The organism is Pengzhenrongella sp. (assembly GCF_036565025.1).
Taxonomy (GTDB): Bacteria; Actinomycetota; Actinomycetes; order Actinomycetales; family Cellulomonadaceae; genus Pengzhenrongella.
On record NZ_DATCNW010000376.1, the window covers coordinates 1 to 23,346 of the forward strand.

At 72.1% G+C, this 23,346-nt stretch carries 19 protein-coding genes; 8 read left to right on the top strand and 11 right to left on the bottom strand.

Annotation, left to right across the window (positions count from 1 at the left end; translation table 11 throughout):
* Positions 1-43: 43 nt before the first annotated feature.
* The 3 genes from ilvA to VIM26_RS21425 are packed head-to-tail and all read right to left on the bottom strand — an operon-like array spanning position 44 to position 3,731.
* Positions 44-1,294 carry a threonine ammonia-lyase gene (ilvA, locus tag VIM26_RS21415; protein ID WP_331955044.1) on the bottom strand — a complete coding sequence of 417 codons (1,251 nt, stop codon included), beginning with the start codon at positions 1,292-1,294 and terminating at the stop codon, positions 44-46.
* Positions 1,291-2,511 carry an AI-2E family transporter gene (locus VIM26_RS21420; RefSeq protein ID WP_331955046.1) on the bottom strand — a complete coding sequence of 407 codons (1,221 nt, stop codon included), beginning with the start codon at positions 2,509-2,511 and terminating at the stop codon, positions 1,291-1,293. Before VIM26_RS21420 ends, ilvA begins: the two co-directional genes overlap by 4 nt.
* A complete protein-coding gene (locus VIM26_RS21425; RefSeq protein WP_331955048.1) occupies positions 2,508-3,731 on the bottom strand; it encodes a cystathionine gamma-synthase in 1,224 nt (407 codons plus the stop codon). Before VIM26_RS21425 ends, VIM26_RS21420 begins: the two co-directional genes overlap by 4 nt.
* 99 nt (positions 3,732-3,830) lie before the next feature.
* Here VIM26_RS21425 and msrA point away from each other — a divergent pair, with 99 nt between their 5' ends.
* Complete coding sequence (gene msrA / locus VIM26_RS21430; RefSeq protein WP_331955050.1) at positions 3,831-4,490, top strand: peptide-methionine (S)-S-oxide reductase MsrA; 660 nt, start codon at positions 3,831-3,833, stop codon at positions 4,488-4,490.
* Here the strand turns inward: msrA and VIM26_RS21435 are convergent.
* A complete protein-coding gene (locus VIM26_RS21435; protein ID WP_331955052.1) occupies positions 4,480-4,920 on the bottom strand; it encodes a nitroreductase family deazaflavin-dependent oxidoreductase in 441 nt (146 codons plus the stop codon). The genes msrA and VIM26_RS21435 overlap by 11 nt on opposite strands.
* A 29-nt stretch (positions 4,921-4,949) precedes the next feature.
* Entirely contained in the window at positions 4,950-5,354 is a 405-nt protein-coding gene (locus VIM26_RS21440) for an FKBP-type peptidyl-prolyl cis-trans isomerase (RefSeq protein ID WP_331955054.1), read from the bottom strand.
* A gap of 104 nt (positions 5,355-5,458) precedes the next feature.
* Here VIM26_RS21440 and VIM26_RS21445 point away from each other — a divergent pair, with 104 nt between their 5' ends.
* Both VIM26_RS21445 and VIM26_RS21450 read left to right on the top strand, forming a co-directional pair.
* Complete coding sequence (locus VIM26_RS21445; RefSeq protein ID WP_331955056.1) at positions 5,459-6,397, top strand: alpha/beta hydrolase; 939 nt, start codon at positions 5,459-5,461, stop codon at positions 6,395-6,397.
* Complete coding sequence (locus tag VIM26_RS21450) at positions 6,390-7,244, top strand: TetR/AcrR family transcriptional regulator (protein ID WP_331955058.1); 855 nt, start codon at positions 6,390-6,392, stop codon at positions 7,242-7,244. Before VIM26_RS21445 ends, VIM26_RS21450 begins: the two co-directional genes overlap by 8 nt.
* Before the next feature lie 271 nt (positions 7,245-7,515).
* Here the strand turns inward: VIM26_RS21450 and VIM26_RS21455 are convergent, their stop codons facing one another.
* From VIM26_RS21455 to VIM26_RS21465, 3 genes are all read right to left on the bottom strand, one after another.
* On the bottom strand, positions 7,516-7,806 hold the full coding sequence (locus VIM26_RS21455; RefSeq protein WP_331955060.1) for a hypothetical protein: 291 nt from the start codon (positions 7,804-7,806) through the stop codon (positions 7,516-7,518).
* 261 nt (positions 7,807-8,067) lie between these two features.
* Positions 8,068-9,459 carry a cystathionine beta-synthase gene (locus tag VIM26_RS21460; RefSeq protein WP_331955079.1) on the bottom strand — a complete coding sequence of 464 codons (1,392 nt, stop codon included), beginning with the start codon at positions 9,457-9,459 and terminating at the stop codon, positions 8,068-8,070.
* A gap of 261 nt (positions 9,460-9,720) precedes the next feature.
* Positions 9,721-10,590 carry a Bax inhibitor-1/YccA family protein gene (locus VIM26_RS21465; RefSeq protein WP_331955062.1) on the bottom strand — a complete coding sequence of 290 codons (870 nt, stop codon included), beginning with the start codon at positions 10,588-10,590 and terminating at the stop codon, positions 9,721-9,723.
* A gap of 271 nt (positions 10,591-10,861) precedes the next feature.
* Here VIM26_RS21465 and VIM26_RS21470 point away from each other — a divergent pair, with 271 nt between their 5' ends.
* The 4 genes from VIM26_RS21470 to VIM26_RS21485 all read left to right on the top strand — a co-directional run bounded on the left by VIM26_RS21470 (position 10,862) and on the right by VIM26_RS21485 (position 14,682).
* Positions 10,862-11,830, top strand: coding sequence for an ABC transporter ATP-binding protein (locus VIM26_RS21470; protein ID WP_331955064.1), 969 nt, complete (start codon positions 10,862-10,864; stop codon positions 11,828-11,830).
* Positions 11,827-12,696 carry an ABC transporter permease subunit gene (locus tag VIM26_RS21475; RefSeq protein ID WP_331955066.1) on the top strand — a complete coding sequence of 290 codons (870 nt, stop codon included), beginning with the start codon at positions 11,827-11,829 and terminating at the stop codon, positions 12,694-12,696. The genes VIM26_RS21470 and VIM26_RS21475 overlap by 4 nt, the downstream gene beginning before the upstream one ends.
* Positions 12,697-12,700: 4 nt before the next feature.
* Complete coding sequence (locus VIM26_RS21480; RefSeq protein ID WP_331955068.1) at positions 12,701-13,978, top strand: sensor histidine kinase; 1,278 nt, start codon at positions 12,701-12,703, stop codon at positions 13,976-13,978.
* Positions 13,979-14,049: 71 nt separating this feature from the next.
* Positions 14,050-14,682 (top strand): response regulator, encoded by a 633-nt coding sequence (locus VIM26_RS21485; RefSeq protein ID WP_414696541.1) that lies wholly within the window; start codon positions 14,050-14,052, stop codon positions 14,680-14,682.
* A 144-nt stretch (positions 14,683-14,826) separates the two neighbouring features.
* Here the strand turns inward: VIM26_RS21485 and VIM26_RS21490 are convergent, their stop codons facing one another.
* The 3 genes from VIM26_RS21490 to VIM26_RS21500 form a co-directional block, all read right to left on the bottom strand.
* On the bottom strand, positions 14,827-15,987 hold the full coding sequence (locus VIM26_RS21490; protein WP_331955071.1) for a bifunctional 2-methylcitrate synthase/citrate synthase: 1,161 nt from the start codon (positions 15,985-15,987) through the stop codon (positions 14,827-14,829).
* Between the two features lie 149 nt (positions 15,988-16,136).
* Positions 16,137-21,503: a diguanylate cyclase gene (locus VIM26_RS21495; protein WP_331955073.1), complete on the bottom strand. Its 5,367-nt coding sequence runs from the start codon at positions 21,501-21,503 to the stop codon at positions 16,137-16,139.
* 62 nt (positions 21,504-21,565) lie between these two features.
* On the bottom strand, positions 21,566-22,777 hold the full coding sequence (locus tag VIM26_RS21500; protein WP_331955075.1) for an MFS transporter: 1,212 nt from the start codon (positions 22,775-22,777) through the stop codon (positions 21,566-21,568).
* A 159-nt stretch (positions 22,778-22,936) separates the two neighbouring features.
* Between VIM26_RS21500 and VIM26_RS21505 the strand changes: the two genes are divergently transcribed.
* A partial coding sequence (locus VIM26_RS21505; RefSeq protein ID WP_331955077.1) for a MarR family winged helix-turn-helix transcriptional regulator occupies positions 22,937-23,346 on the top strand: 410 nt, incomplete at its 3' end.

The following is a 23,346-nucleotide window of genomic DNA, read 5'->3' on the forward strand; positions in this document are numbered from 1 at the left end:
GTCCTATAGGACGTCAACGCTCGGACGTTGCGGGTTTGTGAGGTCAGCCCTGCACGACCTGGTAGCCCGCCGCCCGGATCCGGTCCAGCACCGCGTCGCAGTGCTCCGGCCCCTTCGTCTCGAGCTGGACGTCGATCTCGACCTCGTCGATCGCCAGGTCCACGCGCGTGCGCAGGTGCCCGATGTGCATGACGTTCCCGCCGCTCGAGGCCAGCAGCGCGAGCAGGCCGGCGAGCGATCCGGGCCGGTCGTCGATCCGCACCCGGCACTGCAGGTACCGCCCGGCCGAGGCCATCCCGTGGCGCAGCACGCGCAGCAGGACCAGCGGGTCGATGTTGCCACCGGAGAGGATCGCGACGACGGGTCCCTCGAACCCGCCCGGGTCCGCCATGAGCGCCGCGACTGCCGCGGCTCCGGACGGTTCGACGAGCAGCTTCGCGCGCTCGGCGACCAGCAGCAGCGCGCGCGAGAGGTCCTCCTCGCTCACGGTGCGGATCTCGACGTCCGCCTCGCGCAGCAGGGTGAACGGCACCAAGCCGGGCGTGCCGACGGCGATACCGTCCGCCATCGTGGCGAGCTCGGCCGCGGGCACCGGATGGCCCGCCGCGATCGACGCCGGGTAGGCCGCCGCGCTCGCCGCCTGGACGCCCACGACGCGCACGTCCGGCGCCAACGCGCGGACCGCAGTCGCGACCCCGGCGGCCAGGCCGCCACCGCCGACCGGCACGAGGATCGTCCTGACGTCGGGGACCTGCTCGAGGATCTCCAGGCCGACGGTGCCCTGCCCGGCGACGATGTCGACATGGTCGAACGGGTGGATGAGCACCGCACCGGTGCGCTCGGACTCGGCGCGGGCCGCGACCAGGGCCTCGTCGACCGACTCGCCCACCAGGCGCACCTCGGCGCCGTACTCGCGGGTCGCGGCGATCTTGGGCAGCGCCGCACCGACCGGCATGTACACGACGGCGTCGAGGCCGAGCAGCTGGGCCGCGAGTGCAACACCCTGCGCGTGGTTCCCGGCGCTGGCCGCGACGATCCCGCGGGCCTGCTCGGCCGGCGTGAGCCGCGCCATCCGGACGTACGCGCCGCGGATCTTGAACGAGCCAGCCCGCTGCAGGTTCTCGCACTTGAGCAGGACGGTGGTCCTGGCGATGCGGGACAGCCCGCGGCTCTCCTCGACGGGAGTCACGGTCGCGACGCCGTCGAGCAGGCGCGCCGCGGCGCGCACATCGTCCAGGGTGACCGTCGCCGGCGCGCCGTCGGCGCGCTCGACGTCGCTCGTGGTGGCGCTCATGAGGCCCTCCGCGTCGAGACGTGCGCTTCCCGGCCGAGGGCAGGGTAGCTGTCGTGCCCGTTCAGGTACAGGATCACCGTGTTCAGCACGGCCGCGATCGGGACCGCGAACAGCGCTCCGCTGATCCCGGCGGCCATCGACCCGCCCGCGACCGCGAGCAGCACGGCGACCGGGTGCAATGAGACCGCGTGCCCCATGATGAACGGCTGGAGCACGTGCCCCTCGATCTGCTGCACGAGCAGCACGACGCCGAGCATGACCAGCGCGATGCCGGGGCCGTGCGCGACGAGCGCGACGAGGATCGCGACCGATCCGGACACGAGCGCACCGACGATCGGGATGAACGACCCCACGAAGACCAGCGTCGCCAGCGGCAGCGCGAGCGGCACCTGCAGGACGGCGGCGCCGATCCCGATGCCGGTGGCGTCGACCAGCGCGACCAGGATCTGGGTCCGGGTGTACCCGCCGAGCGCGACGAACCCGCGTCGGCCCGCCTCGTGGGCGCGCTCGCGAGCGGCCCGCGGCAGCAGACCGACCAGCCAGGCCCAGATGTGCCCGCCGTCGAGCAGGAAGAAGAAGGTGCAGAACAGCGCGATCACCGCGCCGGTGGCCACGTGCCCGAGCGTCGTCGTGACGGACACCGCACCCGAGAGCAGCGAGCTCGCGTTCTTGCTCAGCGAGGCGGAGGCCTGATGGCGGTAGCCCTCGATCTGGTCGGCGCTGAGCTGGAGCGGACCCGAGGAGAGCCAGTGAATCATCTGGTCGATGCCCGCGGTCGCCTGGCTCGCGAGGTCGGAGAAGCCGTTCGCGATCGAGCTCCCGGCGAGCGTGAGCAGGCCGCCGATGACGCCGAGCAGCACGACCATGGTGACCGCTGCGGCGAGCGCGCGCGGGAACCGCGCGCGCTCCCGGAGCCAGCGCGCGACCGGCGTCAGCAGCACGGTGAGCAGCAGCGCGATCGCGACGGCGACCGCGAGGATCTTGAAGTACTGCAGCAGCCAGAACACCAGCGAGGTCCCGGCGGCGATCGCGAGCACGCGCCACGACCAGGCCGCGGACAGCTGGATCGAACGCGGCACCGAGTCCGTCACGGGACGCCGGTCCGCCTCCCGCACGACGGGCCGGGCGGCGGCCGGGGCCCCGGCCGCCGGCTCGGCGACGTCGACCGGCTGGACCGACGCGGCCAGCTGGGCCGCGCCGGCGTCGGGCAAGGTCATGCGAGCGCCTGCGTGAGGTCGGCGATCAGGTCCGCGACGTCCTCGATCCCGACGGAGATCCGGATCAGGTCGGCCGGGACCTCGAGGGCTGTGCCGACGAGCGCGCCGTGGGTCATCTTGCCCGGGTGCTCGATGAGCGACTCGACCCCGCCGAGCGACTCCGCGAGGGTGAACACCCGCGTCTTCGCGCACACGTCGAGCGAGCTCTGCGCGTCGCCCGTGCGGAACGAGATCATCCCGCCGAAGCCTCTCATCTGGCGGGCCGCGACCTCGTGGTCGGGGTGCGAGGGCAGCCCGGGGTAGATCACCTGGGCGACCTTCGGGTGCCCGTCGAGGAACGCCGCGACCGCGGCCGCGTTCGAGCAGTGCCGGTCCATCCGCACCGCGAGCGTCTTCAGGCCACGCAGCGTGAGCCACGCGTCGAACGGGCCGGCGATCGCGCCCGAGGCGTTCTGGTGGAAGGCGACCGCGTCCGCGAGCGACATGGTCCCGGTCGGGCCGGTCAGCCCGACCGGCAGCTGCGCGCCGTCGGCCACCACGAGGGCACCCCCGACGACGTCGCTGTGGCCGCCGATGTACTTGGTCGTCGAGTGCACCACGACGTCGGCCCCGAGCGCGAGCGGCTGCTGCAGGTACGGCGTGGCGAAGGTGTTGTCGACGATCAGCAGCGCACCTGCGGCCCGGCACAGCGCCGCGATCGCGGTGATGTCGCTGACCCCGAGCAGCGGGTTGGTGGGGGTCTCGATCCACACGGCCTTGGTGCGGCCGGGCTCGATCGCGGCCACCACCGCGTCGAGGTCGGACAGGTCGACGGGCGTGTGGTCGATGCCCCACGGGCCGAAGACGCGCGCGACCAGGCGGAACGTGCCGCCGTACGCGTCGTTCGGCATCACGATGTGGTCGCCGGGGCGCAGCACCGCACGCAGCAGCGTGTCCTCGGCCGCGAGGCCGGACGCGAACGCGTACCCGTGCGCGCCGCCCTCGACCGCGGCGAGCGCCTCCTCGAGCGCGGTGCGCGTCGGGTTCGCCGAGCGCGAGTACTCATACCCCCCGCGCAGGCCGCCGACGCCGTCCTGCTTGTAGGTGGAGACCGCGTAGATCGGGGTGACGACGGCGCCGGTCTCGGCATCCGGGTCCTGTCCGGCATGGATGGCGCGGGTGGCGAATCCGGACTCGGACCAGTCGTGCTCGGGCTGCAGGTGCTGGGGTGTGGTACTCACGTGGGTCAGGCTACGTGGCGCCGCAACCGGGAACACCCGCCCGGGCACCGCGCGTTGAACGCTTCGAGCGGAACGCTCACAGAACGGAAGGTGGCAAACATGTTCGGATCGGTCCTGCGGACCACGCTGGTGGCCCCGGAGCGCGCGCTGCGCGGCCGCGACTCCTACGCCTACCAGATCCCCGCGACCCACACCGTGCTCGGCACCCCGCTGCAGGGTCCGTGGCCGGCAGGCACCGCCCAGCTGTACATCGCGATGGGCTGCTTCTGGGGCGCCGAGAAGGCGATGTGGAAGCTGCCCGGTGTGGTGACGACGGCCGTCGGGTACCAGGGCGGGTTCACGCCGTTCCCCGAGTACGGGGAGGTCTGCACCGGCCTGACCGGGCACACCGAGGCGGTCCTGGTCGCGTACGACCCGACGGTGCTCACGCACGAGGCGCTGCTGCGAGAGTTCTGGACCTCGCACGACCCGACGCAGGGGTTCCGCCAGGGCAACGACACGGGCACCCAGTACCGGTCCGCGGTGTACTTCACGACCCCCGAGCAGGAGGCCGCCGCGGTCGCCACGCGCGACGTCTACCAGCGGGAGCTGACCAAGGCGGGCCACAAGGCCATCACGACCGAGATCCGCCCGGCGGACGCAGCCGGCGAGTTCTTCTACGCGGAGGACTACCACCAGCAGTACCTGGCGAAGAACCCGAACGGCTACTGCGGCCTCGGCGGCACCGGCGTCTCCTGCCCCGCAGGCCTCACCGCCTAAACCCCGAAGTTGCGGGTTCGCAGACGATCACCGGGATCTGGCGGTCGGTTCTGCGCTCGTAGCCCGCGTAGCCGGGGTGGTTCGCGACGGCGGCCGCCCACAGCTCGGCGCGCTCGGCGCCCAGCGCGGTCCGGGCGCGCATCGGCGTGCGAACGGTGCCGCGCTGCAGGATGACGTCGGGGTGCGCCACGAGGTTCCGGTACCAGCCGGGATCGCGTGGCGCGCCGCCGTCGGACGCGATGAGCACGAGGCGGTCCCCGACGACCGTCACCGCGAGCGGCGTCGTGCGCGGCTCGCCCGAGGTGCGGCCCGTCGTGGTGAGCAGCACCTGTTCGAGGCGCCCGAAATGGGTGCCGAGCCGGCCGCCCGTCAGCCGGTACACCGCGTGGTGCAGCCGGATCGCGATCCGGGCTGTGCGGCTGACGGGCACGGCAGAGACGACCTATCGGGGCTGCGGGACTAGTTGACGGCGACGATGTCGACGACGAACACCAGCGTGTCGGTGCCCTTGATCCGGGCCTGCGGCATGCCGCGGGGTCCGTAGCCGTCGTGCGGCGGCACCGAGAGCAGCAGGCGCGAGCCGATCTGGCGGCCGACGAGGCCGGTGTCCCAGCCGTTGATCACGGCGCCGACGCCGATCGGGAAGTTGATCGAGGAGCCGCGGTCGTAGGAGTTGTCGAAGATCGCACCGCCCCAGGTCTGGCCCAGGTAGTTGACCACCAGGTCGTCACCGGCCTCCACGACGGCGCCGTCGCCCTGGGAGAGCACGACGACCTCGAGCTCGGCGGGCGCCGGGGTGGCGGGGAACGTCAGGACGGGCTTCTCACCGAAGGAACCGGTGGCCTCGGGCAGGATTGCGGACATACGTAGGTCTCCTCAGTTGGTGGTCCGCCCATCCTCCCCCGAATATCTCGGCGGGCGGTCCCAGGGGGTTGACGAGGTTGGCTAATGGCCTTAGCTTTGGAGACATGGAACGTCATCGCGGTGTGGACAGCAGTAGGTCCGGGGTCGACGGATCGGGGACGGCCAGGTCTGGGGGCGGCGAGTCCGGGGCCGCCGGTGCGCGCTACCTGTCCCGGCCCGGCGGGAGGATCGCCTACACCCTGGACGGGAGCGGGCCGCTCGTGGTGCTCGTGCCCGGGATGGGCGACCTGCGCTCGACCTGGCGTGAGCTCACCGGGCCGCTCGTCGCCGCCGGGTACCTCGTCGCGGCGACCGACCTGCGCGGGCACGGCGACAGCGATCCCACGTTCACCGTGCACGGGGACGTGGCCACGGGCCAGGACGTGCTCGCCCTCGTCGAGCACCTCAACCGGGGGCCGGCCGTCCTGGTGGGCAACTCGATGGGGGCGTCCGCGGCGGCCTGGGCCGCGGCCGAGCGTCCCGAGCTCGTGGCCGGCCTCGTGCTGGTCGCCCCGTTCCTGCGCGAGCCGGCCCTGGGCCGCGCGGCGCGGGCCTCGGCGCACCTGCTCTACCGGGTGCTGTTCGCCCGGCCGTGGGGCGCCGCGGTGTGGGGCTCGTACTACCGGTCCGCGCTGAACAAGGGCGCGGCGGCACCGTGGCTCGGGGAGCACGTCGCGGAGATCCGCGCGAGTCTGCGCCGGCCGGGCAGGCTGCGCTCGTTCCGGCAGCTCACGCTCCAGCTCACGCACGAACCGGTCGCGGCGCGGCTCGCCCAGATCCACGCGCCGGCGATCGCGTTCGTCGGCGACCTGGATCCCGACTTCAAGGACCCCGCGGCCGAGCTCGACTGGATCTCCCGCACGCTCGCCGCACGCGGGGTCCTGGTGCCCGGGGTGGCGCACTACCCGCAGCACCAGGCGCCCGACGTCGTCGTGCCGGCGACGCTCGAGCACCTCGCGGGCCTGCCGCGGACCGGCGAGACCTGGGCCGTTTCGCGTGCCTAGGGCGGGGCTGAGCCGCGCCGCCGTCGTCGACCTCGCCCTCACCGCGGTGGACGACGGCGGTCTGCGCGGGTTCGAGGACCTCACGCTCGCCGACGTCGCGAGCCGGGCCGGGGTCGCGGTGCCCAGCCTGTACAAGCACGTCCGGGGCCTGCCCGAGCTGCGCCGGGCCGTAGCGCTGGCGAGCGTGCAGGGGCTGACCGCGGTGATCGATGCGGCGATCGAGGGGGCGACCGGGTCGGGCTCCGATGCCGGCTCGGGCTCGAGTCTTGGCTCGAGTCTTGGCTCGAGTCTTGGCTCGAGTCTTGGCTCGAGTCTTGGCTCGGGCTCGGGCCCCGACTCGCGCTCCGGCTCGGGCTCCGGCTCGGGCTCCGGCTCGGGCTCCGGCTCCGGCTCGGGCTCGGGCTCCGACTCGGGCTCGGAAACCGGCTTCGGCTCGGGACCCGACTCGGGTTCGGGTCCCGATGGTGTGGCCGGATCTGGCGAGATCACGCCAGCAGGGCCCGAGGCGGCTGCGGCCGCGCTGCGGGCGACCGCCGATGCGGTGCGGGCGTTCGCCCGGACCTCCCCCGGCCGGTACGCCGCGGCCCAGGGTGGTCAGTGGCTGCCGGATCCGGACGCGACCGAGGTCAGGGCAGCCGCCGCGCAGACGGTGGCTGCGGTGGCTTCGGTCCTGGAGCTGTTCGCGCTGCCGCCCGGCGAGGTCATCGACGCCGTGCGGATGGTCCGCTCCGCGCTGCACGGCTTCGTGACGACCGAGCTAGAAGGCGGTTTCGGCCTGCCCCAGGATGTCGACCAGAGCTTCCGCTACCTCCTAGACGCCCTTGTCGCCGCCCTGCACACACGCTAAGCCGCGACCGGCAGCCCGGACTTCCGGTTCGACGCACGCGAGTGCGCGATTTTGGCTGCTGATCAGCTTGCAGCAGCCAAAATCGCGCACGCGCGTGGCTTGCCTCCGTCAGGCCGGCACATCTGAGGGAATCGGAGGTCGGACCGGCCAATCGGACAACTCGCTCGTCCAGTCCCGGTCGGACCGAGCCGGATTGCCACGAGTGCGGGCTTTTGCTGTCAAAATCCCCCGATTGACAGCCAAAGTCCCGCTCTCGCGTGAGCGACTCGGGTCAGAGGTCGACTTCTTGGCCTCGGGTTTGGGTGAGGGCGGCTATGTAGACCTTGTGGGCTGCGACGACGTCCAGGACGGCCGAGCCGACGCTCTTGAAGACCGTGAGCTGGTCGGCGTTCGCGCGTCCGGCGACGGCACCGGTCAGGGCTCGCCGAGCCCGAGGATCGCACCGGCGTCGAGCAGGCCTGCCTCGACCCAGGCGACCTGCCTCGATCCAGGCGACCAGGTCTCCCGCCTCGGCCCCAAGAATCGCGCAACGTCCGAGCGTTGACGTCCTATAGGACGTCAACGCTCGGACGTTGCAGTTGGTGAGGTTCGGTCAGGTTGACATCGTCATGACGACCGCTCCAAGCGGATTCGCGCGAGTGCGGCCGTTCTGCTGCCTGCCGCGCGAGTGCGGCCGTTCTGCTGCCTCAATCGTCGAATAGACAGCAGAATGACCGCACTCGCGCCGGTAACCAGGATCGATCTCCGCGAGTGCGCGATTTTGGCTGGCTAAATCGCCCTTTCAACAGCCAAGATCGCGCACTCGCGAGCGCTCGGAGTTGGCTCAGCGGGTGAGGTAGCCCAGGAGGTCGTGCCTCGTGAGGACGCCTACCGGTTTGCCGTCCTCGACGACCAGGAGCGCGTCCGCGGCGCTCAGGGCGGCGCGGGCCTTCTCGACGCTCTCGCCGGTGCCGATGAGCGGCAGGGGTGCCGACATGTGCTTGTCGACGCGATCGGCCAGGCCGGCCAGGCCGGAGAACACGGCGTCGGTCAGGTCGCGCTCGCTGACGGCGCCGGAGACCTCGCCGATCATCAGCGGCGGCTCGGCCTTGACGACCGGCATCTGCGAGACGCCATACTTGCGCAGGATCTCGATCGCGTCGCGGACCGTCTCGGTCGGGTGCGTGTGCACCAGCTCGGGCAGCTCGCCGGTCTTGGTGCGCAGCACGTCCGCCACGCTGGCGCCCTCGTCCGCGCTCTGGAAACCGTAGGACCGCATCCAGGAGTCGTTGAAGATCTTCGACAGGTACCCACGACCGCCGTCGGGCAGCAGGACGACGATGACGGCGCCGGCCGCGCGACCGGTCGCCTCGAGGCGCTCCGCGAGGCGCAGCGCCGCGCAGACGGCCATCCCGGACGAGCCGCCCACGAGCAACCCCTCCTCGCGCGCGAGCCGGCGGGTCATCTCGAAGGAGTCGGCGTCCGAGATCGGGATGATCTCGTCCGGCACGGTCGGGTCGTAGGCGCCCGGCCAGAAGTCCTCGCCGACGCCCTCGACGAGGTAGGGGCGGCCGTCGCCGCCGGAGTACACGGACCCCTGCGGGTCGGCGCCGACGACCTGCGCGCGGCCGCTCGCGCGGTCGGCGCTGATGTCCTTGAGGAACTTCCCGGTGCCGGAGATGGTGCCCCCGGTCCCGACTCCCGCGACGAAGTGGGTGACCTCACCGTCGGTGTCGGCCCAGATCTCGGGGCCGGTCGACTCGTAGTGGCTCGCCGGGTTGTTCGGGTTCGCGTACTGGTTCGGCTTCCAGGCGCCCTCGATCTCGGTGACCAGCCGGTCGGACACCGAGTAGTAGGAGTCGGGGTGGTCCGGCGCGACGGCGGTCGGGGTGACGACCACCTCGGCGCCGTACGCGGTGAGCACGTCGCGCTTGTCCTGGGAGACCTTGTCCGGGCACACGAAGACGCAGCGGTAGCCGCGACGCTGCGCGATCAGCGCGAGCCCGACGCCCGTGTTCCCGCTGGTCGGTTCAACGATCGTGCCGCCGGGCAACAGCTCGCCGCTCGCCTCGGCCGCGTCGATGAGCTTCACCGCGATGCGGTCCTTCACCGAGCCACCGGGGTTGAGGTACTCGATCTTCGCCAGGACGGTGGCGGACAGCCCGCGGGTCACGGACGTGAGCTTGACGAGGGGGGTGTTCCCGACGAGCTCGGAGATGTGCTGGGCGTACTTCATCGCAGTCGAGTTCCGATCAGGGGCGAGCAGGCCCGACGACGCGGCGTGCGCCGTCCGCAGGGAGGTCGACCCCGATGCTATCGGCGCGAGCCACCCCAGCGCGGAAACCCCGGCCCGCCAACCCCCGCTGACGTCCCCGTACCCCCGCAACGTCCGAGCGTTGACGTCCATATAGGACGTCTACGCTCGGACGTTGCGGGTTTTGCAGGGTGGTGCAGTGGTGCTTGAGGTGCCGTCGTGCTGGGAGTGCTGGGGTCTGGGCTAGTTGCTGCCTCGGAGGATCGCGATCAGGCGCAGGAACTCCAGGTACATCCAGACCAGCGTGACGACCAGCCCGAAGGCCGCGGTCCACGCGAACTTGGCCGGGACGCCCGCCTCGACGCCGCGCTTGATCGAGTCGAAGTCGACGATCAGCATTGCCGCCGCGAGGCCGACCGCGAAGAGCCCGACGAGGATGCCAAGCCCGCCACCACGGAGCGGGCCGAACGCGCCGCCGCCGCCGACGTTCATGAAGCTCAGCACCACGTTGAGGAGGGAGAACACCAGGTACCCGACCATCGCGGTGAGGAGCCACTTCGTGAACTTCGGCGTGACGCGCACCTTGCCCGAGCGGAAGAGCACCAGGCACGCGGCGAACGTCGACATGGTGGCGAGCACGGCCTGCATCACGAGGCCGGGCTTGTCGAACATGTTTTCGAAGTACCACGAGATGCCACCAAGGAACGCGCCCTCGGCGACCGAGTACGCCACGATCAGCCCTGGGCTCGGGACCTTCTTGAACGAGTTCACCATGCCGAGCACGAACCCGACGAGCGCACCGACGACCAGGACCGGCATCTTCAGTGCGTCCGGCACCACGAACCAGGTCAGCGCCGCCATCACGACGACGACGGCGAGCAGACCACCGGTCTTCATGATCACGTCGTCGTACGTCAGGCGTCCGGTCTGCGCGGTCGTGGCCGACGGGGCGCCGTACATCCGGTTCAGCGCGTCGGTGTCGTAGCCGACGGTCGCGGTCGTCGCGCGGTCCTGCACCATGCCGGGCTGCTGCGCGCCTCGCTGGGTCTGCTGCCGGCGCGCCTTCTTCGGGTCGCGGAAGATCGCGTTGTTGTCGAAGACGGGGTTGCTCATCGATTCCTCCTGGTCGCGGCGTCCACGCTCCGAGGTTCGGGGCGGGGTGTCACGGGCCTTTTTCTTACTCTATGCAACTCCGGACCCTGCCTGCGCGTTCCCTCCCCTGCGCCGGGACCTGCGGCGCCACAGTTCATCCCGCAGGCGCGCTTGTCCTCCTTGCGGCGTACGACCCGCGCCGGGGAGATACGCCGGGCGGGGGTGCCGCCGACCGCCCGGATCGACCTAGCGTTGCCCCGACATCCTCTGCCGATCTGCGAAGGACCCCACCATGATCGAGGCCCACGGCCTGACCAAGCGGTACGGAGCGAAGACAGCAGTCGACAACGTCTCCTTCACCGTCCATCCCGGCAAGGTCACCGGCTTCCTCGGCCCGAACGGCGCCGGGAAGTCCACCACGATGCGGATGATCGTCGGCCTGGACCGGCCCAGCGCGGGCACGGTGACGGTCAACGGCCGCCCGTACGCCGAGCACCGCGCCCCGATGCGCGAGGTCGGCGCACTGCTCGACGCGAAGGCGTTCCACACCGGACGCACCGCGCACAACCACCTGCTCGCGATGGCCGCGACGCACGGGATCGGCAAGCTCCGGGTCCAGGAGGTCATCGAGATGACCGGCCTCGAGTCGGTCGCCGACAAGCGCGTCGGCGGCTTCTCGCTCGGCATGGGCCAGCGGCTCGGCATCGCCACCGCCCTGCTCGGTGACCCGAAGACCCTGATCCTCGACGAGCCCGTCAACGGGCTCGACCCCGAGGGCGTGCTCTGGGTCCGCAACCTGGTGCGGTACCTCGCGAGCGAGGGCCGCACCGTCTTCCTGTCCTCGCACCTGATGAGCGAGATGGCCGTCACGGCCGACCACATCATCGTGCTCGGGCGCGGCCGCATCATCGCGGACGCCTCGGTCGCCGACATCGTCGGCCGCGCGGGTGGCACGACCGTGAAGGTCCGTACCCCCCAGGCCACCAAGCTCACCGAGCTCCTCGCCGGCCCGGGCGTGACCGTCACCTCGACCGCCCCCGAGTCCCTCGAGATCGCCGGCAGCACCACCGAGGCGATCGCCGAGGCCGCCGCCGCGGGGGGGATCCCGCTCTACGAGCTCACCCCGGTCACCGGCTCGCTCGAGGACGCCTACATGTCCCTCACGCAGGACTCGGTCGAGTACCGCTCGACCACGAACGCCCTGCACCCCGACCACGCCGGCGCGGACGCGCCCAAAATCCCGGAAGGATCGCAGCGATGACCACCAGCATCCTCACCTCCCCCACCGCGACCTCCCCGGGCGCCGCCTCCTCCGACGAGGACGTGCGGCTCACCTTCCCGCGCATCGTGACCTCGGAGTGGATCAAGTTCCGCACCCTGCGCTCCACGCTGTGGGTGCTCGGTGTCACCATCGTGCTCATGGTCGGGGTCTCCGTCCTGTTCGCGTTCGGGCTGAAGACCGCCCTCGCCAGCGCTCCCCCCGGCTCGCCCGCGCCCTACCCGGGCGCGACCGTGATCACCGCCGGGTACTACTTCGGCCAGCTCGCGGTCGCGGTGCTCGGCGTCCTGGTGATCAGCGGCGAGTACTCGACCGGCATGATCCGCTCGACGCTCGCGGCGGTCCCGACCCGGCTCCCCGCCCTCGCGGCGAAGGCGCTCGTGCTCGCCGTCTCGTCGTTCGTGGTTGGCATCGTCGGGGTGGGGCTCTCCTACCTGGCGACCATGTCGCTCCTGCCTGCGAACATGGCGCCGGCGTTCGGTGAGCCGGAGACCATTCGGATCGTGCTCGGATCGGCGCTGTACCTGAGCGCGATCTCCCTGCTCGCGTTCGCCCTCGGCGCGCTGCTCCGGCACTCCGCGGCCGCGCTCGCGTCGGTCTTCGGCCTGCTGCTGGTCCTGCCGATCGTCTTCACCCTGGTACCGGGCCCCTTCACCCAGAAGGTCAGCCCGTTCCTGCCGGCCGCCGCGGGCGGTCAGCTGATGGCGCCCCAGGCAACGATCGACGCGATGTCCAAGGCCGCAACGGGGACGTTCCTCGGACCCTGGCAGGGCTTCGCGATCCTGATCGCGTGGGTCGTGGTCATCCTGGCCGCGGCCGTCGTCCTGCTCCGCCGGAGAAACGCGTAGCCACATGACCGACCAGCCAGGCGTCGGCGACCAGGCCTTCACCGAGCTCACTGCTCGGCGGCTCGGTCCCGTGCGGCGGTACTTCGTCCGGCATCCCGTGGCGATGGACCTCCTGGTCGTGGCGATCTTCGGGTTGCCCGCGGTCCTGGGGGCGTTGAGCAACGTCCCCGGCACCCGCCCCGCCTCGCTGCTCCTCGCGGTGCTCGGCGCCGTCGCCCTGATCTGGCGGCGCCGGGCACCGATGTGGACGGCGGGGGCGATCGGCGTGCTCGGCGTCGTGACCCTCGCCCTCACCGGAAGATTCAACGGCTACGACCTCGCCGTCGGACTGGTCGTGTACGCGGTAGCCGCCTCGCATACGCCGCGGACCGCCTGGCTGACGCTCTTCGGGCTGTGCGCCGTGGTGAGCGGCGCGATCTGGCTGTGGGAACACCCGGTCGCCGTGCCGGACAGGACCGGGATCACCTTCGGCCGCACGGCCGCCCAGACGCTCGCCGACATGCGCTTCTCCTCGATCACGACCCTGGTGATCTTCGCCCTCGCGGCCATCGCGATCGGCATCAGCGTGCGCAACCGGCGCCTGCACGTGACCGCGCTGGTCGACCGCGCGAACCGGCTCGCCGTCGAGCGGGACCAGCAGGTCGCGCTCGCCACGGCCGGCGAGCGGGCCCGGATCGCCCGCGAGATGCACGACGTCGTCGCGCACAGCCTCTCGGTGATGATCGCGCTGGCCGACGGCGCGGGGGTCGCCCTGGACCGCTCGCCCGAGCGAGCGCGGGAGGCCGTCTCCCAGCTGTCCGCGACCGGACGCGCCGCCCTGGCCGACATGCGCCGCGTGCTCGGGGTGCTGCGTGACCCGGACGCCCCGCTCGAGCCGCAGCCCGGCGCACCCGACCTGGTCGGGCTGGTCGAGGGATTCCGCAGCGCCGGGCTCCCGGTCCGGACCACGTTCGCCGGACCACCCCTGCCGCCCGACACCGCCCTGCAGCTCACGGTGTTCCGGATCGTCCAGGAGTCGCTGACCAACGTGCTGCGCCACGCGCCGGGCGCGCGCCGGGTCGACCTGGTGGTCGCCCGCGCGGGCGGCTGGGTCGAGATCACCGTCACCGACGACGGCGCGGCCTCCCCCACCCCGGCGCGGGCGGTGGACCACGGCGGCGGTCGCGGCCTGATCGGCATGCGCGAGCGCGCCGCCGTCTACGGTGGCGTGATCGAGGCCGGGCCCCACGAGGGCGGCTGGCGCACGCACGCCCTGCTGGCGTGGGACGAGGAGGACGAGTGAGCGAACCACCCGGCGCCGGCGCCGCGCGGCCGACCGGCCTGCTGCTGGTCGACGACCAGGCGCTGCTGCGGATGGGCTTTCGGCTCGTGCTGGAGGCGCAGGAGGACTTCGTCGTGCTCGGCGAGGCGGGCGACGGCGAACAGGCCGTGCGCCAGGCGCGCGCGCTGCGCCCCGACGTCGTGCTGATGGACGTGCGGATGCCGGGCATGAACGGGATCGAGGCGACGAGAAGGATCGTCGAGGAGCTCCCGGAGTGCCGGGTCATTATCCTCACGACGTTCGACCTGGACGAGTACGCGTTCGCCGCGCTGCGCGCCGGGGCCAGCGGGTTCCTGCTCAAGGACGCCCGCCCGGCCGAGCTGACCGCCGCGATCCGCACCGTGGCCACCGGCGACGCGGTCATCTCCCCGCGCGTGACCCGGCGCATGCTCGAGCTGTTCGCCGGCTACCTGCCCGCCGCCGGGGAGGCGCCGTCGTCGGGCGACGGGCTCACGCCCCGGCTGCGCGCGCTCACCCCGCGGGAGCTCGAGGTGCTGGGCGCGATCGCCGAGGGCCTGTCGAACGCCGAGATCGCCGAACGCTTCGTCCTGTCCGAGGCGACGGTCAAGACCCACGTCGGCCGAATCCTCGCGAAGCTGGACCTGCGAGACCGGGTCCAAGCCGTCGTCCTCGCCTACGAATCCGGCCTGGTCACCCCCGGCTGAGCCCGCACCCCCCGACCCGCCCCGCCCGCGACGTGTCAGCCGCTGCGCGCGCCAGGGACCGCGCTCGGGCTGACACGTTCAGGGCGACGTGACCTGTCAGCCGCTGCGCGCGCCAGGGACCGCGCTCGGGCTGACACGTTGGGGTTAGGCGCGGGTGGCCAGGTCGAGGGGGACGGGGCGTTGGAGGGGGCCGGTGTAGGCCGCAAGGGGTCGGATGAGGGCGTTATGGGACCACTGCTCGGCGATGTGGGCGGTCCAGCCGACGATTCGGGACATCACGAAGATCGGGGTGAACGTCTCGATGTCGAAGCCCATGAGGTAGTAGGCGGGGCCCGTGGGGAAGTCGAGGTTGGGCCAGATGCCCTTCTCGTCGAGCATCGTCTGCTCCATGACCGTGTACATCTCGGTCCACCGTGAGCCGCCGTCGACGAGGGCGGCGGTGCGCCAGAACGCATCCCGCATGGTCGGCACCCGGGAGTCCGCGTCCTTGTAGACGCGATGGCCGAACCCCATCACCTTCTCCTTGCGCCCCAGCACCGCACGCATCCAGTCGGCGGCCTTCGCCTGGTCGCCGATCTCGAGCATCGAGCGCATCACGGCCTCGTTCGCGCCGCCGTGCAGGGGGCCCTTGAGCGCGCCGATCGCGCCGGTGACCGCGCTGTACAGGTCCGAGAGAGTCGAGGTGATGACCCGCGCGGTGAACGTGGAGGCGTTGAACGAGTGCTCGGCGTAGAGCACCAGGGAGATCTCGAAGCAGCGCACGATCTCGGCCGCGGGCACCGCCCCGAACGTCATGTGGAAGAAGTTGTCCGCGTACCCGAGGGAGGCATCGGGCTCGATCGGGTCGAGGCCGTGCTTGCGCCGGTGGTCGAACGCGACGACGGTCGCGAACTGGGCGAACAGCTTCTCGGCCTTGGCCTGGTTGGCCTCCGTCGTGCTCACCGACGCCTCCGGGTCCTCCGCGCCGATCCAGCTGGCCGCGGTGCGCAGGGTGTCCATCGCGTCGCAGGTCGTCGGCAGCAGGCGCAGGGCGCTGGTCAGCCCGGCGGAGAGCGCGCGGTTCGCCCGCTCGGTCCGCTCGAAGTCGGCCAGCTCGTCCGCCGTGGGGAGCTCGCCGCGCCAGAGCAGGTACGCCACCTGCTCGATGCTGCAGTGCGCCGCGAGGTCCTGGACGGCGTAGCCGCGGTACGTCAGCGAGTTCGTCTCGGGGACGACGTTCGAGACGGCCGAGGTGTCGGTGACCACACCGGCCAGGCCGCGGTGGATCGTCGGGGCGTCCGACGGTGCGTTCGTTGCTGTCGTCATGTACCCAGCGCCTCCCAGAGATGGACCCGCAGTCGGAAGTACCCTCCGTCGCTATTGTGCGCAACGCTGCCCGATCGCGCCCGTCGCCGTCGTCGTCGCAGGTCCGGAGCGGTCGCACGATGCGGTGCGGACCGATCTGATCCGGCTGCTCAGGCGGACTGGACCTGGTTCCGGCCGTTGCGTTTGGCCTCGTAGAGGCCCTGGTCGGCGCGGGCCAGCGGGGCGGCGATGTCGACGTCGTCGGGCAGCAAGCGGGTCATCCCGATGCTCACGGTGATGTCCAGCGGCCCCGAACGGGTCTGGATCGGGACGTCCCCGATCGCCTGCCGCAGCCGTTCGGGCAGATCCGAGCCGACGGCGGCGTCGAGCAGCACGAGAGCGAACTCCTCCCCGCCGTACCGCCCGAGGAGGTCCGTCGCGCGGATCTCCGCCGCCAGCCGCGACGCCACGACCCGGATCACATCGTCGCCGGTCGGGTGCCCGTAGGTGTCGTTCACCCGCTTGAAATGGTCGATGTCCGCCATCACCACGACCAGCGGGCGCCCCGAGCGCCGCGCCTTGGCCACGTCCCGCTCGGCGACCTCGAAGAAGTGCCGCCGGTTCGAGATACCGGTCAGCTCGTCGCTGACCGCGAGCTCTTGCACCCGCGCGAACAGGCTCGCATTGTCGTACGCCGTCATGCCCTGCGCGACGACGGCGCCCGCCACCCCCTCCTGGGTCGCGCCGAACGCGAGCGGACGCCGCGAGGCGAGCAGCAGCACCCCCAGCCGCGCGGTCCGCGCCACCAACGGCAGCGCGATCCAGGACGCCACCTCGCCCACCGACGCGAACGGGCCGGTGAACGCCGCGCTCGGCACCGGCCCCGGCCCACCCACCAGCGGGACCCCCGCATCGATGATCGCTGCGAGGGCGTCGTCGGCAGCGGCGGCGTCAGAGCCGGCGTCGGCGTCGGCGTCGGCGAGCAGGAGCCAGGAGCCGTCGCACGGCACGAGCCGCGTGGTCGCGGCCAGCAGGTGCCCGAGCAACTCGGCCGGGTCCAGGGTCCCCGTCATCAGGCCAAGCGCATCGTGCAACTGCTCGGCGAGGTCTCGCTGCTGCTGAGCGGTCTGCACGCTCAGCTCCAGCTGCGCGGCCCGGGCCGTCTCCAGGGAGGTCGCGATGTGGTTCGTCAGCGCGGTCAGGATCCCGGCGTCGTCGGCCATGAAGATACCCTTGGCGACCTGGCTGTCCAGATAGATCACCCCCAGGGTGCGCCCCTCCAGCTTGAGCGGCGCCACCATGATCGACCGGAGCCCGTACAGCACCACGGACTGCGCCCCCAGCGCGGCGCCCTGCTCCGTGCCCGTCACGACCAGCACCTCCCCACTGGCCCAGACCCGCTGCACCAGGCTCGCGCTGTAGCCGGTCAGCTCCGCCACATCGCTACCCGCCGCATCCCGGCCCAGGTGCGGCACCAGCCGCTCCTCGGCGGTCTCGGCGCCGGTCGGCGACTCGTGCGTGGTCAGGAAGAGGAAGGCGCGGTCCGCAGCAAGGATGCGGATCGTCTCGTCCAGCGCGATCCGGATCAGCGCATCCGGATCGAGCACGCGGGAGGCCGCGTTGCTCACCTGTTCCAGTGCGCGCAGCCGCTGGCTGTCGATGCCCGCGTTCGCGACGGTGGCCGAGGTGCCGTCGACGCCGGTGCGGCTCCCCGCGCTGGTGTCCTGGGCGATGCCGAACTCCTCGGCGATCCAGCGAGCCCGGTGCGGCCAGCCCTGGTCGACCGCGATGGCCGACGCCGCCCTGGCCTGGCGCTCGGCCTCCTCCCGGTGACCCAGCGCGCGGCTCGCGCGAGCCCGGCCGCGGGCGACCTCGAAGGCCACCATCGGGGAGTCCGAGCGCAGCGGCTTCATCCGGCCGAGCATCTCCAGGGCGCACTCGGGCGCGTCGTCCAGCAGCAGCAGGTCGGCGCGGGCCACCTGTTCGAAGGCCCGCAGCAACGGGTTGTTGGCCATCCGATGGAGCCGGCGCACCGCCGCGCGGGCGGCCGCCAGCTGGGCCGGGAGCTCGTCGTCTGCGGCGTCCCGGCACCGGGCGAGTCGTCCGAAGGCATGGTGGACGAAGATGCTGCGGTAGTTCCTGATCATCATGGCCGGCGACAGGCCGGCGGCGAAGAACGACGCCGCGTCCTCGAGACGTTGCCCGTGCGAGCCCTGCTCGAGCAGTGCGAGGACGTTCTCCACGTGCATGTTGACCTGCATCGACGGGCCGCCGTAGCCGTCCAGCAGCCCGGTCAGCCGGCGCATCTCGGCCCCCGCCTTGCCCACCTGCCCGGTGACGATCGCGACGATGAGCTCCACGGTGAGCGCGGACGTGATCTCGGTCTCGCCGATCGAGCTCAGGCGGTGCCTGATCCGGTCGGCCCACAGCAGCATCTCGGTGGTGCGACCGCTCACGGCGGCCTCCCAGCACAGGCTGATGGCCCCGTCGCAGTACTCGCCGGTGTTCAGCCAGCGGCCGTGCTCCTCCAGGGCCAGGGCCCACTCGGCGCCGTCGTCGCCGTCGTTGCCCAGGTAGGTGACCGCGCCGCGATTCCAGGCGGTCTCGGCGGTCATGTGCGGATCGCCCATCCGGATCGCCTCGCGCTCGGCCGCCCGGAAGGCCCGCTCGGCGGCCCCCTTCAGGCCCAGCTGGTCGAACGGAAATGCCAGGAAGCCCATGGCCCGGACGAACTGGACGCCGCCGCCCAACCGGGCGGACCAGTACAGGTTGCGGAAATTGAACGCCATCACATCGTTGAGGTTCAGGTTCGCCGAGCTCAGGTAGGTGGCCTCGCTCTGCAGCGTCGCGATGAGCTCCACCCGCTCGCGCTCCGCGCCCCGGACGGCGCCGAAGCCGATCCGGGTGAGCATCATCGCCAGACCCCGGACGAACATCCACAGGCTGGACGCCATCAGCACGGCCGGGCGCGCGGGCAGCGGTGCGCCGACCGCCGCAAGCCCGCGCAGCACTGCCTGCATCGACGAGGTGATGTCCCACGTGGCGCGGTGCACGCCCGCGAGCAGCGCGAAGGTGGCGCCGCGCCGCAGCGGCACCTGTTCCAGCTCGAGGGCCTGCTCGAGCCGCTCGCGAGCCTGCGGGAAGCGTCCGGCGCGGTTCAGCGCCGTGGCGAGCAGGACCAGGAACTCCGGATCCGCCGAACCGCCGACGCCGGCCGCCTGCTCGAGCAGGGCCACGGCCTGGGCAGGCGCCTGATCCGTCAGCGCCAGCCGGCCGGCGTCGCGGAACGCCGCGAACGCGCGCTCGGGATCCCGCGGGGTACCGCCGAGACCGAAATGGCGCGCCACCGCGTAGATGCGCTCGCCGGCCCGAGCGCCGTCGGGCGTCGGCAGGACGTCGAGGACCTCGGCGATGTGCCGGTGCAGTCCGGCCACCACGTCGGCGTCCAAGGGGTCGAGGAGTGCCTCCCGGAACCTGTCGTGCAGGAACGCGTACTCGCCGCCGTCGCGCGGCTCGACCACGCGCCGCCGGGCGGCCTCGGCCAGGGCGACCAGCACGACACCCGGCTCGGTCCCGCAGATGACGGCGAGCTCCTCGGTGCGGAACCGCGGGCCCATCGCGGCCGCGGTCCGCAGGAGCTCGCGCACCTGGGGTCGCAGCCGGTCCATCCGGGTGAGCACCAGACCGAGGGCGTCGGACGGCAGCTCGAGCTCGCCGAGCGACGCCTCGTCGAGCACCCAGCTACCCCAGGACGGACGCAGCAACCCGGCGTCGACGATCGCGCGCAGGTACTCCAGGATGACGAGGGGATGACCGTTGGCCCGGCTGGTGAGCAGCCGGGGCAGCGTGGATCCGGCGCCGATGCCCGGCAGGTTCGCCCGGACGAGCCCCTCGACACCTTCCTCGTCGAGCGGGCCGACGACGACGTCGAGCAGGACGGCGCGCCCGAGCGCGGCGGCGAGCGCATCGACCGTGGGCACGCTCGCCTCGTCGTCCCGCGCCGTGGCCAGCACGAGCAGCGGGACCTTTCCGAGGCGGTCGGCGAGCCGGCTGAGCACGCGGGACGTCCCATCGTCCAGCCACTGGACGTCGTCCAGCTGCAGCACGAGGCCACCGGACGCGATCGCGAGGTCCGCGAAGAAGTCGGCCACCGCGACGGCGAACTGGTCGTGATGATCGTCGCTCGCCAGCACGGGTGCGCCGAGCAGGGCCGCGAGGTCGGGACTGAGCGCGGCGAGCAGCGAGGCCGCGGCACCCGCCGCGGATCGCACGCGTTCGTAGGCCTGCGCGCGTGGGCCCTCGCTCAGCCCGGCGAGATCGAGCAGGTAGCCCTCGACCGCGTCGCGCAGCGGCGCGAACGGGACCTCGTCGCCCAGCGAGCTCCCGCCGTGCAACGCCAGGCATGCGCCGTCGCGAGCGATTGCGGCCACCTCGATCGCGAGGCGACTCTTTCCGGCGCCCGATGAGCCGTGCAGCAGGCAGACCCCGCCACGGCCGTTGCGGGCGTTGTGCCACACGGTGGTCAGCGCCGCCAGCTCGCTGCCACGTCCGCACAGCGGCTCGACGGCGACCCGATGGGCCCCGGGCGCCCGGGCGCCGGGGGCGAACTGCGCGTCCGGGTCCGCCCGCAGCCGGCGCAGGTCCGCTGCCAGATCGTCACCGGACTGGTAGCGGTCGTCGGGGTCCTTGGCGAGCAGGGTCGCGACGACGCCGGCCAGCGTCGCGGACACCCCGGGCACCAGGGTCGCGAGGTCGTCCGGGCGGGTCACGGCGTGCATCCGGAGCAGCTCGCCGACGTCGCTGCTGGTGAACGGCAGCCGACCGGCGAGGCACTCGAACAGCACGACGCCGAGCGAGTAGAGGTCGCTGCGCTGGTCGACGGGACGCTTGAGCATCCCGGACTGCTCCGGCGGCGCGTACGCGAGGGTGCCCACGGCGGCCAGCCGCGCGGCCGAGGACGACTCGCCGTCGCCGGTGTGGGTCGCGAGACCGAAGTCGATGAGCCGCGCGGCGCCGTCGGGCAGCACCATGATGTTGTGCGGCTTCAGGTCGCGGTGCACCAGCCCCTTGCGGTGGACCGCGGCCAGCGGCCCGACCACCTCGAGCGCCAGGTCGAGCACCCGCGGCACCGGCAGCGCGCCGCCCGTGAGCAGCTCGGCGAGGGGAGTGCCGTCCAGCAGGTCCATCACCAGGTAGGGCCGCCCCTGGCTCTCGCCGATCTCGTGGATCCGGGTCAACCCGGGGTGCGCGATGCTGGCCAGCAGCGCGGCCTCGCGGCGGAACGCGACGAGCGTGTCGGTGGTGTCGGTCTCGGCCCGGTCGAGGATCTTCAGGGCGTACTCGCCCTGCTCGCCGTCGGGCCCGGTGCGGTGCACGCGGTACACCACGCTGTGCGCCCCACGCCCGAGCTCCGCCAGCACCTCGACGCCGGGCAGCACCTCGCTCGCGGCCGAGGAGACCGCCGGCCGCGGCGCAGGAATGCCCCGGCCGGTGCGTCGCCTGCTCGGCGCTCCGGGAGGCACGGTGTTCGCGCTCACGAGTGCAAGATCGGCGCGGAACGGCCGATCTTGAGCGCAAATGCGGGACAAAACGCACCGGATCAGACCCTGCTGAGCGCCTCCTGCGCCGCGCTGTCCCGCGGCGAGAACAACACGCGTTCGCCGAGCACCGACGCCATCGCGTCACCCTTCCAGGCGAACGCGACCACGCCGACGAGCAGCACTGTGGCGCCGACCCAGTACGGTGCGGCGAGGCTCACCGCGTGCAGCAGGCCGGCGATCACCGGGGCCGGGGCCGCGAATCCCCACCGGACCAGGTTGAACGCCCCGGTCGTGACGCGCCGGTCCGGCGACCCGAGCCCGAGCGCGAGGTCGGTGAGGTTCGCGTTGGCGATCCCCATGCAGACGCCGGCCAGGATCAGGACGACGACGGACTCGACGGTGCTCGTGGAGGTGGCGAAGCCGACGAGCGCGACCATGAGGCCGCCGAGGGCGAAGCCGACCGTCTGGACGGCCCCGAAGCGGTGCGCGAGGCGGTGCCCGACGACGAGGATGCCGAACGCGAGCCCGATCCCCCACGCCGTGAACACGAACCCGAGCGGGATGACGCCGAGGCCGAGGAACACCGGGGTGTACCCGAGCACGATGAAGAACACGAAGTTGTAGGTGGCCGTGATGACGCACAGCGCCCGGAACGCCGGCCTGCGGAACGGAGTGAAGACCTCCGCGAGCCGCAGCGGGGCGGGCGGCGTCGCCGGATCGCGCAGCCTGGTCACCGAGACCACGAGCGCGGCGACCATGAACAACCCGCAGACCGCGAACGGCACGCGCCAGCTGATCCCCCCGAACAGCCCACCGATGAGCGGTCCGACGGCGAAGCCGAGACCGACACAGGTCTCGAAGAGCTCCACGACCCACTCGCGGTCGTTCGCAAGGGCGACCAGGAGCACCATGGCGGTCGCGAAGAACATCGCGTTCCCGAGCCCCCAGACCCCGCGCAGCACCGCGAGCTCGCCGATCGTCGAGCTGAACGCGGCGAGCGTCGCGGCGACGCCGACAAGGGCGACGCCGGCGATCAGGATCTTCTTGAACCCGAACCGGCCGGTCGCCAGGACTGCGGGGATCATGCCGACCGCCATCACGGCGATGTACGCCGTGAAGAGGAGCTCGATCTGCCAGGTGGTGGCGCCGATCTCCGCGCCGATGATCGGCAGGATCGGGTCCACGACCGCGATGCCCGCGATCGCGAAGAACGCGGTGAGCGCGGTCGAGTAGATCGCGGCCTTGTGCGGTTCGTTCCTGGTGCTGGCCACTGGGCTCCTTGGGTCGGACAGTTGTCTGTATGGCACACGTAAGTGTCTGTACGATACACGCAGATAGGCTGTGGGGTCGGATCGGCTTGGCATCGGCTTCGCGAACGGCCCGGCGAACGGCCCGGCGAACGGCCCGATAACGAACGAGAGGAACTCAGCGTGGATGACGTGATCGGCCGGATCGAGTCCGAGGTGGCGATGCTCATGCGGCTCGCGGATCGCAACCGGCGCGGGGGCGCCCTCGAGAAGACCCTCGACCGGTCTGCCTACCTGCTGCTGCGGCAGCTGACCACCGTCGGCGACGGCAACGTCAACACCCTCGCCCGGCAGCTCGTCCTGGACCCATCGACGGTGACCCGCCAGGTGCTCGCGATGGAGGACGCCGGGCTGATCGAGCGCGGCCGGGACCCGCAGGACGGCCGGGCGACGCTCGTCACGGCGACGGCTCGTGGCCGCGAGGCGCTCGCGTCCACCCGGGCGGCCCGCGCCGAGCTCTACGCGAAGGTCCTCGCCGACTGGTCCGACGCCGACCGCTCGAGCATCGCCGACCTGCTCACCCGCCTCAACGC